Origin of the sequence: Bacillus sp. (in: firmicutes) (assembly GCF_031983925.1) — a bacterium.
GTDB lineage: Bacteria > Bacillota > Bacilli > Bacillales > Bacillaceae_G > Bacillus_A > Bacillus_A pacificus.
This window is the reverse complement of the sequence record NZ_DALYZR010000007.1, coordinates 141,819-156,313: the sequence shown is the minus strand read 5'-3', so window position 1 is coordinate 156,313 and position 14,495 is coordinate 141,819. Positions and strand designations below refer to the sequence as shown.

Here is a 14,495-nt window from a genome sequence, read left to right as displayed (position 1 = left end):
CTCATTTCCACTAAATTTTAACAAATAACGTTCAATATTTTGTCACTTTGTACTTTTTTCCACATCTGTTAACTCAATTTCATTGCGGTTGAAATTAGCATTATGCCATAATAGCATAGGAGAGGTGAATATCGCTTGAAATATTTTATTTACTTTATTGTTATCGTAGCGTTTCTAGATACATTTTCACAATTACCTATTATGAGTACGTTCGCTCAAAGTCTTGGAGGATCCCCTCTTATTATTGGGCTAGTTGTCGGCATGTACTCATTTGCTAATATGATTGGTAATATTATTGCTGGCGCTGCTGTCGATAAATTTGGTGCAAAAAAAATACTTTATATAAGCATGGGACTCACGAGTTTCATAGTCTTGTTATACACCGTTGTTCAAAGTGGTGAACAACTATTAGTTGTTCGCTTTATGCATGGGTTTAGTGACGGATTTTTAATTCCTGCTGCCTTTACGTTTTTATCAAAACAAACAAATTCAGCAAGACAAGGTAAGGCAATGGCCCTATCTGGTGCTGCTGTTGGAACAGCGGCAATTGTAGGACCTGCCTTCAGCGGGATTATGAAAGCAACTGCTGGTATAGAGTGGGTGTTCATTACCATTTCTATTTTAATGGTTCTTGGTACAATCGTATCTCTCTTCTTCTTACCAAATAACGTATCAAGAAAAGATACTTCAAGAACACAAATGATGAATAAAGAAGATATGTTTGAACTATTGAAATCAGAACCGTTATTACAGGCATATATTGGTGCTTTCACACTCATGTTTTCACAAGGAATTGTCACTTATATGTTACCAGTGAAAGTTGAGGCATTAGCGCTTAAAGCATCTACAACAGGCATGATGTTAAGTGTATTCGGTATTACCGCTATCCTCTTCTTCTTACTACCAACAAATCGTATTTACGATCGATTTAATCGTTCAAAACTAATGCTAATTGGTATTGCAGTAATGGCATTAGCATTATCTTTACTTGGATTATTTGCAACAAAAGGCATGCTCTTTATCGTTATGATGATTTATGGCATTGGATTCGCTATCCTTTTCCCATCGATAAATGCATTACTTGTTGAAAATACGACAGATGATAAACGCGGAAAAGCATTTGGATTGTTTTATGCTTTCTTCTCATTAGGAGTTGTTGCTGGATCCTTTACAGTTGGAGCAATCGGGGCATCCCCTAGCGCCAGCTTCGTTATTGGAACTGCATTCTTATTAACATTTGCCGGAATGATTTATGTCAGAAGCAAAATAAAAAACAAAGGCAAAGTAAAAAAGACAATGATAGGATAATTCCATCATTGTCTTTTTTTGGCCGAATATATTACTTTTGTGTGTAGCTAAGTAACAATGTAAATAAATTGAATGGTAAAGGCAATACTACATTTCTTCTTTTACAAAAAAAGTGTATCAATACCAACGATACTTCGACAATTTCCTCGGAAATATTTCCTTTCTCTACATAATTTGATACACTACATATAAACAGACACTTGTATTACATAAGCTAAAATAATAACTTACTGTACAAATTCAAAAGCACATTCCTCATATGAAGAATGTGCTTTTCTGTTATTAACGTTTAATCCAAACAGCGCCTGCTGATTTATCCTCTGCCTGTCCAACAACTTGGAATTTAAGTCCAAGATTCGGAACTTTTCTTCCTGCGTCTGCAATTTGTTTATTACTATATACTTTTGAATCATCAAAAGTTGTAACACCTTGTAATCCAGAATAGTTAAACTGTCCACGTGTTAATGAATTTACACTCCATGCTGGTGTTTGATCAAATGAAAATGCTGCGTCTGCAATTTGCATACCTGTATTACCGTAAGTTGGTTTTCCGTTTAAATTGCCAACAAGTGCCTCTGGATGCGAATCTACAACACCAAGGAAGCCTTCACCTGGATGCTCCCCAACCCAGTTATCTTTAAAGCTATCATCTGCGTACCAAACGACAAGACCTGTATTATACACTGGACCTTTTCCTGCTTTTAATCCATTATCTGATCCTGCATAGTTTCTCCACTCTAAGTAGTAATAATGAGCTTTTTTCTCTGTTCCATCAGAAACAACGAATCCATTTAACTGCATGTTAGGTGTTCCTTCTGCATCATCAGAAAATACTACTTGTCCATCAACAGTTACATTTACATTATCCATCGCGAAACCTTTATATGTTACAGCTGGATCTGTAATATAATCGAATTGCAGTTTCACTTTTTTTCCTTTAAATTGACTTAAATCATATGATTTATCTATCCATTTCCCATCTGTTGTATCTTTATCTCCTTGGACTACTTTTTCTCCAAGTCTATCAATTAATGTTTTCGTTCCATCTTCTGTTACTGCATGTACTTCGACAAAATCGCACTCTGCTTCTAACTCATAATTTGCTTTATAATCGAATTTTGCATTTGTTCCTTTTGTTAAATCAAAGAATGGTGTTTCTAGTGTTGTATGCATATCATCTCCTCTTGTACTGTAATATGCATGCTTTCCAAACTCCGGCTTAATCGTTTCGACACTTTTACCTGGTAAGTTAACACGTACAACGCCTGGACGATTTGATTTTGTAACACTTTGATCGATATATGTAGGAACTCCTACACCACGCTTAATGTTATCGTAATCTACTTCCAAAATTTTTGCCCAGTTGCCACCCATATTCTTTTGTAAGAAATCTTTATTTTGTGGTGAGAAACTAGTTGGCTCTGTTCCTGCAATTTTCCCTGTCCAACTTCCCCCACTCATGAGTGACCAAGCTTCGACAGGTGAACCAGTTCCAGTATATTTCGTATCGTATTCATCTGGTAAGCCAAGGTCATGTCCAAATTCATGCGCAAATACACCTACTGCTCCATCTTCTGGTTCAATTGTGTAATCATGTGCTGCTACTTTGCCACCAAAGTAATCTACCTTTGATTTTGTCCCTTCAATTGCTACTGGATCTATTGCTAATTTTGAACGATGTGACCAAATGGCATCATCGCCTAATTTACCACCACCAGCTTCTTGACCAACACCTGCATGGATTACCATTAAATGATCAATTACACCGTCAGGCTCATTTTGATTCCCATCACCATTTGTATCATATCTATCAAACTGATCAAATTGAGATAAATCTAACCCTTTCTCAGCAGCTGCATGTAAAGCTTCTTTCACTAAATCACGTGCGCCTTTTGGTCCTTTATTATCGTGACCACTACTACCATCCGCACCGTAGTCAGATGCTTTTCCTGGAACAGTTAGCCACTCCGTTACATATCCATCTGTCGTATAACTACCACCAGACTGCTCTTCGTAATATTGTTTAAATGTTTTTACTTTCGAACCATCAAATAACGTGTATGGTTCATTACCAAATAACATCTTTTGATAATGCTCTCTACTAAAGTCCTTCGAATACATATACCCTGGCGTTTGATCAATATTATTATGTTTATAATCACTAAATTCAACGAGTAATACTAATACCTTATCTGTTCGAACAGATCCCTTATACGGCGCTTGCTTTGCTTTAGATGTTGGAACTTGCCCATTCAATTGTTTTTTATTTGGTTCAGGCTTTTGCTCAGGGCTAACATTTTTTTCAGGTTTCTTTACTTTCTCCTTTTCTTCCATTTTTTTCTCTTTTACTTTTTTCACGAAATCAGATGCCTCTTTAGCAGTATCGGCTGGGAAAATTTCTTTATTTGCCTGATCCCCTTGTTTCTTTTCAATATATTTCTCTACAGCTTTTTTCGTCTCTTCCTTAGAAGATGCTGGATTAATTGTTCCTCTTTCTTTCAACGCTTCCGCTAAACGATCTTCTTGAATTAAGTTGTAATCAATTGGTGTTGTAGATACATTTTCTTTCTCTTTTGCTGGCGTTTCTGCGTATGCTAATGGAGCACTCATGACAGATGTACATCCGATAATTGCCGCAATTGCTAATGACGATAACACTTTAAATGGCGCTTTTCTTCTCATTCTATTTCTCTCCTTTTATAAAACTTAAAATTCAGATAAATAAGTGCATTTAAATCAAGTGCTCTACTTTCTTCCCTCCCTATATAAAAAGGCATAATTCTATAAACGTTAAGCTTTCTGTTATAGAATCATGCCCTCCAGTTTTCTGGTCAGAACTTCTACCGTTTTATGTCGAAATATGAAACATAAAAAGTGATTTGATATATATTAAATAGCTTATATAAAAAATTTAAAAGACAATATGCAAAATTGCATGAAAATTCTTTTAAATAAAAAAGAATCCTAGTCAATTAAACTAGGATTCTTGATTTTCTATTATTTCTCTTGTGTTTTTTCCCAATCAGCTAAGAATTTCTCAATTCCTTGATCTGTTAATGGGTGCTTCACTAATGAAGCAATTACGTTTGCTGGGATTGTTGCAATATGTGCACCATTTAATGCTGCGTCAGTTACGTGAACACTGTGACGTACAGATGCTGCGATAATTTCTGTTTCGATACCGTGAATTGCAAAGATTTCTGCGATTTGGCGAATTAAGTCCATACCGTTATGACCGATATCATCTAAGCGACCTAAGAATGGTGAAACGTATGTTGCACCAGCACGAGCTGCAAGTAATGCTTGAACTGCTGAGAACACTAATGTAACGTTTGTACGAATTCCTAAGTCAGAGAACGCTTTTACTGCTTTTAAACCTTCTGTTGTCATTGGAACTTTTACAACAACGTTTGGAGCAATTTTCGCTAACTCTTTTCCTTCTTCGATCATTTTATCTGCTTCTAAACTAATTACTTCTGCACTTACAGGTCCTTCTACGACGTTGCAAATTTCACGAATGCGCTCGTGGAAATCTACGCCTTCTTTTGCTACAAGTGATGGATTTGTCGTTACTCCAGCTAATACGCCTAATGCATTTGCCTCTTTAATTTCGTTAATGTTTGCTGTATCAATAAAGAATTTCATTTGTTATTCTTCCTTCCTAATTTTCATTTTATATTTATTTATTTTTCTTAATAAGCTCTAATTCAATCGGAATAGATTTGTCCACTTTTTTACCTTGTGTGATCTCTTTTGCTGTTTGCATCGCCTTCTCTCCGATTAATTCCGGTTTTTGAGCAACTGTTGCAGCCATACGCCCATCGTTAACCGCTTTTACAGCATCTTCTGTTGCATCAAATCCAACAACGACTACATCTGTTTTCCCAGCAGACTTCAATGCTTCAAGTGCACCTAATGCCATCTCGTCGTTATGCGCAAACACGGCTTTAATATCACCATTTGCTTGCAAAATGTTTTCCATAACAGATAATCCTTTTGCTCTATCAAAATCAGCCGCTTGTTTAGCAACTACTTTTAAAGACTTATCGGCTACGTTATGGAATCCTTTCCCACGTTCACGAGCAGCAGAGGATCCAGGGATTCCTTCTAACTCAGCAACGTTTGCTCCTTCGCCGACCAATTCACGAATGTAATCACTAGCCATTTGACCACCTTCGATGTTATTAGATGCAATGTGAGAAACAACCTTACCTGAATTTGCAACGCGGTCTACTGTAATAACAGGAACGTTCGCTGCATTTGCCGCACTTACTGCTGAAGCAACAGCATCTGAATCGGTTGGATTAATAACAACTACATCGACACCTTTTTGAATTAAATCTTCAACATCGTTCGTTTGCTTTGCTGCATCATTTTGCGCATCAACAGCAATCAATTCAATGCCGCTATCTTTCGCTTTCTTTTCTGCACCCTTTTTCAAAGTTACAAAAAATGGATTGTTTAAAGTTGAAACAGAGAATCCAACTTTAATAGTTTTATTTCGACCTTTATCGCTAGAATCCTTTGCCCATTCTGGCGGTTCCATTGAACAACCAGCAGTAATGACCATAATACATGCAACGAGTATAAGTAACCATTTCTTCATGAACTGTCCCTCCATTATGCTTCTTTTCGGCGATCAATTAATACAGCTAGTAAGATTACAAGTCCTTTTACAACTTGTTGGAAGAAAGAAGATACACCTAATAAATTTAAACCGTTATTTAGTACTCCGATAATAAGTACACCGATGAATGTACCAACGATCCATCCTCTTCCCCCAGAAAGACTTGTTCCACCTAATACAACTGCTGCAATTGCATCTAATTCGTAAGAAGTACCTGCAGTCGGCTGTGCAGAATCTAATCGTGATGTTAAGACAATACCTGCAAGCGCTGCCAAAATTCCGGAAAGACCATAAATCATTACTTTAATTCTCGTAACATTAATACCTGATAGTGCTGCTGCTTCTTCATTTCCACCAATTGCAAATGTACGGCGACCAAATGTCGTTTTCTTCAAAATGAAGTACAGTACTGCAAAAGCGATCATCATTGTAACAGCTGGTACCGGAATACCGAGAAAATAACCGCGACCAAACATTTGGAACATTAAATGATCACCAAGTCCAGTGATCGGACGTCCGTCCATATAAACAAGCGTCAACCCGCGAAAAATAGTCATTGTTGCTAAAGTCGCAATAAATGGAGCTACTTTTCCCTTCGCTATGATGATACCGTTTACAATTCCCATTACAAGACCAGCTAATAATCCAACTGCCATCGCAAGGAACGGGTCCATGCCACTTGCCATCATTCCAGCAACAAGTGCACTTGATAATGCTAAAATAGAACCTACCGATAAGTCAATACCCCCTGTTAAAATTACAAAGGTCATTCCGAATGCAATAAGCGCATTAATCGATACTTGACGCAGTATATTAAATAAATTTGGAATTTCAATAAACGCTGGATTTAAAGCCGTAATTACTACAATAATTAGCGCTAGTCCAATTAAAGACCCAAGTTGTTGTAATACATTCCCCTTCTTAGCCATCCTTACTCTCCCCCTGTAGCTAGTGCCATAATAGACTCTTGTGATGCCTCATCTTTCTCTAAAATGCCGCCGACTTTTCCTTCATGAATAACAAGAACGCGATCACTCATCCCTAAAACTTCTGGAAGCTCAGATGATACCATAATAACTGCATCTCCTTGCTCGGTAAGCTTATTCATAATAGAGTAAATTTCTTTTTTTGCTCCAACATCAACACCCCTTGTTGGCTCATCTAAAATGAGTAACTGCGGGTGGATACCTAACCATTTTGCAATAACAACTTTTTGCTGATTTCCACCAGAAAGAGATTTCACCGCTTGTTCTCCACTAGATGCTTTCACATTAAGAAGTTTCATCATGTCCGCTGTAAACTGTTGTTCTAGTTCGTCGCTTAGAACACTTCCCTTTGAAAGACTTTCTAAATTTGGTAAAGCTAAATTTTCTCGAATTGAGAAATCTAGCACTAACCCTTCAGATTTTCTATCCTCTGTAATGAATGCGATTCTTTGTCTAATCGCATCTATCGGACTATCAATCTTTACTTCTTGCCCATTTATAAAAATTTGGCCAGAATCTAAAGGTTCGTATCCAAATATCGCTTTCATAATATCCGTACGGCAAGCTCCCATCAAGCCAGCTACACCAAGGATTTCACCTTTTCTCACTTGAAACGAAACATTTTCAAACTTCCCTTTTTTCGTTCCATTACGGATTTCAAAAATAACATCGCCAACTTGACTATTCCGTTCTGGGTAACGTTCACCAATGCTGCGCCCCACCATCATACTCACTACTTCATCAAACGATGTTTCCGGAATGGATCTCTTTCCGACGTATTCCCCATCACGTAAAATCGTAATGGTATCACATATTGAAAAAATTTCTTCCATTCGGTGTGAGATATACACGAACGAAACGCCTTCTTTACGTAATTTATTAATGACAGTAAACAACGTTTCAATTTCACGATCTGTTAATGCCGCTGTAGGCTCATCCATAATAATAACGCTCGCGTTTGTCATTAATGCTTTCGCAATTTCGATAATTTGCTGTTGTCCAACCGATAACTCTCCTGCCAACATAGCGCCTTTTACATGTAACCCTAGTTCCGCTAGTTGCTGCTGCGCAATCGCATTCATTTGACGTGTACGCAAAATCCCTGTCTTTCCATACATTAACTCTTTACCGAGAAACATATTTTCAGCTACTGTTAAATTCGATAATATGTTCAATTCTTGATGTATAAATGCAATACCGTACTCTTCAGCTTCTTTCGCATTTTTAAAGGTGTGCTCTTGCCCATCAATCGTGATTGTTCCACCATCTTTTTTGTATACACCTGTTAAAATCTTCATGAGCGTTGATTTACCCGCTCCATTTTCCCCCATCAATGCATGGACTTCTCCTGTTTCAATCATAAATTGTGCATTCTTCAAAACAGGATTGCCATTGAACGCCTTTGAAATATTTTTCATTTCAATACGCATTCCCATCACTTCCCTTTATTAAAAAATCACGCCTGCATGTAAAATTACATTGGCATAAGGCGTAGCCTCGCCTGTACGAATAATAGCTTTCGCTTTTTTCGTATGCTCTTTAAATTGTTCATGAGATACATATTCAAGCGCTGGCTCTACTAATTTCAGCTCAATCTCTTTATTTATTTCCGCATTATTGTTAATAACCTCTTCTGCTAACGTCACTTTTTCAATTGCCATATCATCCGCTACCACTTGCAATACATCTAAAAAGCTAGGTTTTCCAATTTCAACAGCTAAATCAATTCTTTTTACTCCGTCAGGAATTGGTAAACCGCAATCAGCAATTACAATCGTATCCGTATGCCCAAGTGAAGCAAGGATTGATGCAATCTCACTGTTTAATACGCCGTGCTTTTTCATCCGACAATCACCTGCACTTCACGTACTTTATCTCTCGTTGGCATACCGCCTTGCGCCCCAAGTTTCGTTACAGAAAGACCACCAGCAATATTCGCAAAACGAATTGCTTTTTGAAGTGTTTCTCCTTCAGAAAGCGCAACTGCTAATGCACCATTAAATGTATCACCAGCTCCAGTCGTATCTACTACATCAACAGCAATGCTAGGAACATGTACAATCTCCGTACCATTATGGAAACGTACACCGTTAGAACCTTCTGTCATCAATAGTTTGTTTGGATATTTAGCCAGTAACTCTTCAATTGGTGATGTGAAATCATCTAATACAATGCGGCACTCATGTTCATTTGGCGTAATATAAGTTGCCTTTTCTAAAATATCTTCTGATAACACTTGTGCTGGCGCTGGGTTTAACATAACCGGGATTTTGTGTTCCTCACAAATAGCCAATACATATTTTACTGTTTCAAGTGGAATCTCTAGTTGAAGCACAACCATATCTGCTTTTGTAAGAAGATCTTTTGAACGATTTACAACCGACTCATTGACAAGAGCATTCGCTCCTTGCACGACAACAATACTGTTATCCTCTTCTGCTAAAACGATATGAGCAATTCCTGTCGCCGTATCTGTAACCGGTACCACATAGTCGATAAAAACGCGTTCGTTCTCTAAATTTTTTCTAACTACAGTTCCATAATTATCGTCTCCTACCGCTCCAACCATCGCTACATTTGCGCCTAATCTCGCTGCAGCAACCGCCTGGTTAGCTCCTTTCCCTCCTGGAATTGTATGAAATGCTTCACCAATTACTGTTTCCCCTGCTTTCGGACGTTTTTTTGAAACGGCCACTAAGTCCATTGAAATACTACCTACTACTGCAATATTTGGCATCTATTTCATCTCCTTACTTCGTTGTATTTCGTTCTATAATTTCAATCGGTAAACGATAATGTTTCTCTTCTAATACGTTTCCTTCCATCTGATCTAACAGTAGTTCTGTTGCAATTTTCCCCATTTCGTAAATTGGCTGTGCAACAGTTGTAATAGATGGATACATCATCTCTGTTAAAGAAATTCCATCGAATCCGATAATTTGTAAATCATCCGGAATAGAAATCCCCTTTTGAAGCGCAGCCTTGACGATACCTATTGCAATTAAATCATTCCCAGCAACAATACCATCAATATGCGGATATTCTTCTAATAGTTCCACTGCTACACGCTCACTATTAGCTGGATCAAATGTACTCTCTGCAATCATATAAGAAAGATTATTTTGTGTAATAACGTCTACAAAGCCTTCAAAACGTTCATTCGCTGTGCTTACGTCACGCGGTCCACGAATATGCGCAATATGTTTACAGCCTTTATCTATTAATAGCTTTGTCGCTGCCTGACTTCCCGCATAGTTATCTGCATACACAGCAGGTATACGCTCATTAAACATACGGTCAATTGCAACGACTGGTACTGACAAATTCATGTAATTAACACTATTTTGTGGATTTGTTGCTACAATAAATCCGTCCACATTATTTTGCCTAAGTACATCAATATATTGCTTTTCTTTCTCTAAATTTTCATCAGAGTTACAAAGTACAACCGTATATCCCTGCTTATGAGCTACATCTTCTACGGCACGTGCAACTTCTGGAAAGAATGGATTCACGATATTTGGAACAACTAAGCCAATTAAACGAGATTTCTTATTATATAGTGAGCGTGCTACTGTACTAGGTTTATAATCTAGCATCTCAATCGCTCGTTCTACTTTCTTTAATGTATCTTCATGAACATATCCATTTTTATTTAACACTCTGGAAACGGTCGCAACAGATACTCCCGCTAATTTCGCAACGTCTTTAATCGTACTCATTCTTTTCCCTCTCCATTTCATGTAACCGTTTACAGAAAATAATATAACGTATTTCTAGAAATACGTCAATCATTTCTCACGAAAAAGCTTTTAAGGTTATACTCAAAAAAGCACCGCCATAAGGCGATGCTTTTTCATTACGAATATGATACAGTTTGTTCTTTTTCTTCTGTAGCTGGCTCTTTAGCATCTTTTTTACGATCTGACAGTTTAATCTTCTGTAAGAAAATTGTAAAGATAGCGCCTACTACGATAAATACTAATCCTGTTAAGAATACAGTATGAAGTGAGTCTACTAAAGAGTTTTTCAAAATCGGTACAATGCTGTTAGCGAACGCTTCTGGCATTTGTTTTAATGCCTCTGGACTAAATAACATTGAATATAAACCTTGTGGATCTGTATGAATCATATCTTTAAATTTCGTTACCATTTGTCCCGCTTCTTTCGGGAATGTATCTAATACAGGTACTAAATTCTTTGTTAATGTTGTACCTGAAGTGTTATTCATGATTGATCCTAAAATTGTAATACCAAATGTTCCGCCGATTTGACGGAAGAACTGACTTGATGATGTTACGACACCAAGATCTTTTTTCGGGAAGCTTTCTTGTAACGCTAATGTTAATGTCGGCATTACAAGACCCATTCCTAAACCGATAACCATCATATAAGAAGTAGCAGTCAATTTAGTTGTGTGCATATCCATCGTTGTTAATAACCAGAATCCTCCAGCCATTATAAGCATTCCTGTAATAATTTGTGGTTTTACACCAACTTTTAATACAAGTTGCCCGCCAATAATACTCATCACAATCATTGTAATCATCATTGGCGTCATAATTGTTCCTGATTCAGCTGCACTTACTCCTACAATTCCTTGCATGAAGAATGGTACGAACATAATCGCACCGAACATTCCAATACTCATAAAAAATCCAATCGCATTTAGTAATGTAAATGTACGATTTTTAAAGAAATGCATCGGTAAAATTGGTTCTTCTGCTTTCGTTTCAACAATAACAAAGCTAACGATACCAATTAAAGCTAATGCAAATAACCCGATAATTTGCCAAGAATCCCATGCGTAATCTTTTCCACCAAACGTTAATGCCAGTAATAAACTGACAACACCGAGAATCATCGTAAAGATCCCAGCAATATCAATTTTAATTGGTCCTGTTTGTTTATGTGATTTTAATCCCATTGCAATAAAGATTGTTGCTAAAATACCAACTGGCAAGTTAATGTAGAATACCCATCTCCAGTTCACTGCATCTACAATCCAACCACCCACTTGTGGTCCAATTACAGAAGCAAGACCGTATAACGCACCAAAAATACCTTGCCATTTCGCACGTTCTTTCCCCGTGAACATATCTCCGATAATAATCATAGCCATCGGCATCATAATACCGCCGCCAAGACCTTGAATACCACGGAAAATAATTAATTCTGTCATACCATTTGCCATACCACATAATGCTGAGCCAACCATAAAGATAACTAACCCTGTTATATATACGTTACGACGACCAAGCAAATCCGCTAATTTACCTGCAATTGGTACAACTGTTGTTGATGTTAACATATAAGCTGTTGTTAACCACGTCATTAAACTTAATCCGCCTAGTTCACCAACGATACGTGGCATTGCTGTACCAACGATTGTTCCATCTAAGGCAGCAAATAGCATCGCAATTACTAAACCGACTAACAACAACTTTCTATTTATATTGTCTTGTTGCTCCATGTAATCTCCTCAATTCCTCTTATTTTTTCTCTTTTTCCTCTTGTGTCCCGCAAATAATAGTTTCTAACTTCTCAAAAAGGCGTAACAAATCTTCTCTTTCTTGCAACTCTAAATGTGAGAAATATTTTGCAATGTGCTCATTACGAGCAGTCATCGCCTCTTCTACCCTAGCTTTCCCCTTTTTTGTTAACTCAATGACGACAACACGACGGTCATCTTTATCGTGATAACGCTCGACAAGCTCTTGGTCAATTAAGCGATCGATCATCACTGTAATTGCACTAGGCTTTACATACATTTTTTTCGCTAATTTTGTCGCCCTTGAAGCTCCATAATGATCTAAAATCTTTAAAATATAAAACTGCGGTGGTGTAAGTCCTGTTGCTTGCATTTGTTCTAATAACTCTGTCTGCATTTTCTTTCCAATCGAAAAAGCAAGAGCTTGAATTTTATCGATATGCGTCATATCATTTGGCATGTTATCCACCTCTTATTTAAGCACCAAAATATTTAATGTATTTAAATATTAATACCGCGAACAAAATCCGTCAACACTTTTTATTTATAAAAACGTTTACATTTTTGTCACAAAGTTGTATAATTTTCGTCGAAGTTAATATTGACAGTCACGGAGAATCGGAGTACACGGCTATGAATCATAAAAAAGGAAACTTTTTTATATTTCATGGCCTTTTTATATTCTCTCTGACTTACAACACTTCGAATTAAATTGGGGAGGATTTTCATTTTATGTTTTTCACACAATTCTTTAAACCTGCGCCCCACGTGGAACGCTTACCAGCTGATCGCGTTGATAGTGAATACCGTAAATTACGTTTACAAGTATTTTTAGGTATCTTCATCGGCTATGCAGGTTATTACTTTGTTCGAAAAAACTTTTCACTAGCAATGCCATACTTAATTGAACAAGGCTTTAGTAAAGGGGAGCTTGGGGTTATCCTTTCAGCAGTTTCTATCGCTTACGGATTAAGTAAATTTCTTATGGGTATCGTATCCGATCGTTGTAATCCTCGCTACTTTTTAGCAGCTGGGCTATTTTTATCAGGTATCATTAATATTGTTTTCGGCTCATTTTCTTTCATTACAACGAGCATTATACTTATGTTTGTACTTCAGTTTTTAAATGGATGGGTACAAGGGATGGGATGGCCTCCTTGTGGTCGTACAATGGTTCACTGGTTCTCTATTAGTGAACGTGGTACAAAAATGTCTATTTGGAACGTCGCTCATAATGTCGGTGGCGCACTTATGCCTTCCCTTGTAACATTAGGGTTATATTTCTTTGCAAATGATTGGAAAAGTATTTTTTACTTCCCAGGTATTCTTTCAATTTTAGTTGGTATTTATGTATTAATTACGATGAGAGATACACCTCAATCTTGTGGATTACCTTCTATTGAAGAACATACTGGAGAATATCCACCAGATGAAAAAGTACAAGATCGCGAACGCGAACTTTCGGTAAAAGAAATTTTATTTACATACGTACTAAACAATAAATTTTTATGGTACATCGCGATTGCGAACGTTTTCGTATATTTCGTACGTTACGGTGTTGTAGACTGGGCTCCTACTTATTTAGTAGAAGAAAAAAGCTTTACTCATAGTAGTTCACGTACAGCTTACGCTCTATATGAATGGGCTGGTATTCCAGGTACACTTCTTTGCGGCTGGATGAGTGATAAACTATTCAAAGGACGCCGCGCACCTGCTGGTATTTTATTTATGGTTGGTGTATTTATCGCCGTTCTTGTTTACTGGCTAAACCCTCCTGGTAATCCAATGGTTGATAGTATCGCACTTGTCGCAATTGGATTTTTAATTTACGGACCGGTTATGTTAATTGGTCTACACGCTCTTGACTTAGCACCAAAGAAAGCTGCTGGAACTGCAGCGGGCTTAACTGGCTTCTTCGGTTACTTAGGCGGAGCAGCTTTCGCTAGTGCTGCTATGGGCTTTATCGTCGATGCATTTGGATGGGATGGCGGATTCATCTTGTTACTTGCATCTTGTGTACTTGCAATGTTCTTCCTTGCTCTTACTTTAAAGACAGGATCTCCAAAACAAAAGCAAGCTTAAG

Annotated in this window: 12 protein-coding genes; 2 read left to right on the top strand and 10 right to left on the bottom strand. The window is 37.4% G+C overall.

The features are described 5' to 3' along the window. Positions 1–135: 135 nt before the first annotated feature. On the top strand, positions 136–1,308 hold the full coding sequence (locus RTP99_RS19750) for an MFS transporter (protein ID WP_000873250.1): 1,173 nt from the start codon (positions 136–138) through the stop codon (positions 1,306–1,308). A 282-nt stretch (positions 1,309–1,590) separates the two neighbouring features. Here RTP99_RS19750 and inhA2 read toward each other — a convergent pair whose 3' ends face one another. The 10 genes from inhA2 to RTP99_RS19700 form a co-directional block, all read right to left on the bottom strand. Continuing rightward, positions 1,591–3,990 (bottom strand): M6 family metalloprotease immune inhibitor InhA2, encoded by a 2,400-nt coding sequence (gene inhA2, locus RTP99_RS19745; RefSeq protein WP_001252971.1) that lies wholly within the window; start codon positions 3,988–3,990, stop codon positions 1,591–1,593. A gap of 315 nt (positions 3,991–4,305) precedes the next feature. Further along, positions 4,306–4,953: a fructose-6-phosphate aldolase gene (gene fsa / locus RTP99_RS19740; protein ID WP_000667661.1), complete on the bottom strand. Its 648-nt coding sequence runs from the start codon at positions 4,951–4,953 to the stop codon at positions 4,306–4,308. Between the two features lie 34 nt (positions 4,954–4,987). Then, entirely contained in the window at positions 4,988–5,914 is a 927-nt protein-coding gene (gene rbsB / locus RTP99_RS19735) for a ribose ABC transporter substrate-binding protein RbsB (RefSeq protein ID WP_000758975.1), read from the bottom strand. A 14-nt stretch (positions 5,915–5,928) separates the two neighbouring features. Next, entirely contained in the window at positions 5,929–6,864 is a 936-nt protein-coding gene (locus RTP99_RS19730; RefSeq protein ID WP_001074633.1) for an ABC transporter permease subunit, read from the bottom strand. Positions 6,865–6,866: 2 nt separating this feature from the next. Beyond that, positions 6,867–8,351, bottom strand: a complete 1,485-nt coding sequence (gene rbsA / locus RTP99_RS19725) for a ribose ABC transporter ATP-binding protein RbsA (protein ID WP_011040003.1) — start codon at positions 8,349–8,351, stop codon at positions 6,867–6,869. Positions 8,352–8,369: 18 nt separating this feature from the next. Continuing rightward, positions 8,370–8,765, bottom strand: coding sequence for a D-ribose pyranase (gene rbsD / locus RTP99_RS19720; protein WP_000716156.1), 396 nt, complete (start codon positions 8,763–8,765; stop codon positions 8,370–8,372). Next, the gene (gene rbsK / locus RTP99_RS19715) at positions 8,762–9,658 is read right to left on the bottom strand and encodes a ribokinase (protein ID WP_001132856.1); all 897 of its coding nucleotides are present in this window, start codon (positions 9,656–9,658) and stop codon (positions 8,762–8,764) included. Before rbsK ends, rbsD begins: the two co-directional genes overlap by 4 nt. Positions 9,659–9,671: 13 nt before the next feature. Next, positions 9,672–10,643, bottom strand: coding sequence for a ribose operon transcriptional repressor RbsR (rbsR, locus tag RTP99_RS19710; protein ID WP_000104021.1), 972 nt, complete (start codon positions 10,641–10,643; stop codon positions 9,672–9,674). Positions 10,644–10,780: 137 nt separating this feature from the next. Then, positions 10,781–12,394: an MDR family MFS transporter gene (locus tag RTP99_RS19705; RefSeq protein WP_000437626.1), complete on the bottom strand. Its 1,614-nt coding sequence runs from the start codon at positions 12,392–12,394 to the stop codon at positions 10,781–10,783. A gap of 19 nt (positions 12,395–12,413) precedes the next feature. Next, on the bottom strand, positions 12,414–12,872 hold the full coding sequence (locus RTP99_RS19700; protein WP_001132363.1) for a MarR family winged helix-turn-helix transcriptional regulator: 459 nt from the start codon (positions 12,870–12,872) through the stop codon (positions 12,414–12,416). Between the two features lie 272 nt (positions 12,873–13,144). On the opposite strand from RTP99_RS19700, the gene glpT reads away from it, so the two are divergent. Beyond that, entirely contained in the window at positions 13,145–14,494 is a 1,350-nt protein-coding gene (glpT, locus tag RTP99_RS19695; protein ID WP_000466377.1) for a glycerol-3-phosphate transporter, read from the top strand. Position 14,495: the final 1 nt, after the last annotated feature.

What these genes read in the sequence shown, in the direction of transcription:
- RTP99_RS19730 (WP_001074633.1), bottom strand. Translation starts at nt 6,864, where the DNA reads ATGGCTAAGAAGGGGAATGTATTACAACAACTTGGGTCTTTAATTGGA.
- rbsR (WP_000104021.1), bottom strand. Translation starts at nt 10,643, where the DNA reads ATGAGTACGATTAAAGACGTTGCGAAATTAGCGGGAGTATCTGTTGCG.
- rbsA (WP_011040003.1), bottom strand. Translation starts at nt 8,351, where the DNA reads ATGCGTATTGAAATGAAAAATATTTCAAAGGCGTTCAATGGCAATCCT.
- RTP99_RS19705 (WP_000437626.1), bottom strand. Translation starts at nt 12,394, where the DNA reads ATGGAGCAACAAGACAATATAAATAGAAAGTTGTTGTTAGTCGGTTTA.
- inhA2 (WP_001252971.1), bottom strand. Translation starts at nt 3,990, where the DNA reads ATGAGAAGAAAAGCGCCATTTAAAGTGTTATCGTCATTAGCAATTGCG.
- rbsD (WP_000716156.1), bottom strand. Translation starts at nt 8,765, where the DNA reads ATGAAAAAGCACGGCGTATTAAACAGTGAGATTGCATCAATCCTTGCT.
- rbsK (WP_001132856.1), bottom strand. Translation starts at nt 9,658, where the DNA reads ATGCCAAATATTGCAGTAGTAGGTAGTATTTCAATGGACTTAGTGGCC.
- glpT (WP_000466377.1), top strand. Translation starts at nt 13,145, where the DNA reads ATGTTTTTCACACAATTCTTTAAACCTGCGCCCCACGTGGAACGCTTA.
- RTP99_RS19700 (WP_001132363.1), bottom strand. Translation starts at nt 12,872, where the DNA reads ATGCCAAATGATATGACGCATATCGATAAAATTCAAGCTCTTGCTTTT.
- rbsB (WP_000758975.1), bottom strand. Translation starts at nt 5,914, where the DNA reads ATGAAGAAATGGTTACTTATACTCGTTGCATGTATTATGGTCATTACT.
- fsa (WP_000667661.1), bottom strand. Translation starts at nt 4,953, where the DNA reads ATGAAATTCTTTATTGATACAGCAAACATTAACGAAATTAAAGAGGCA.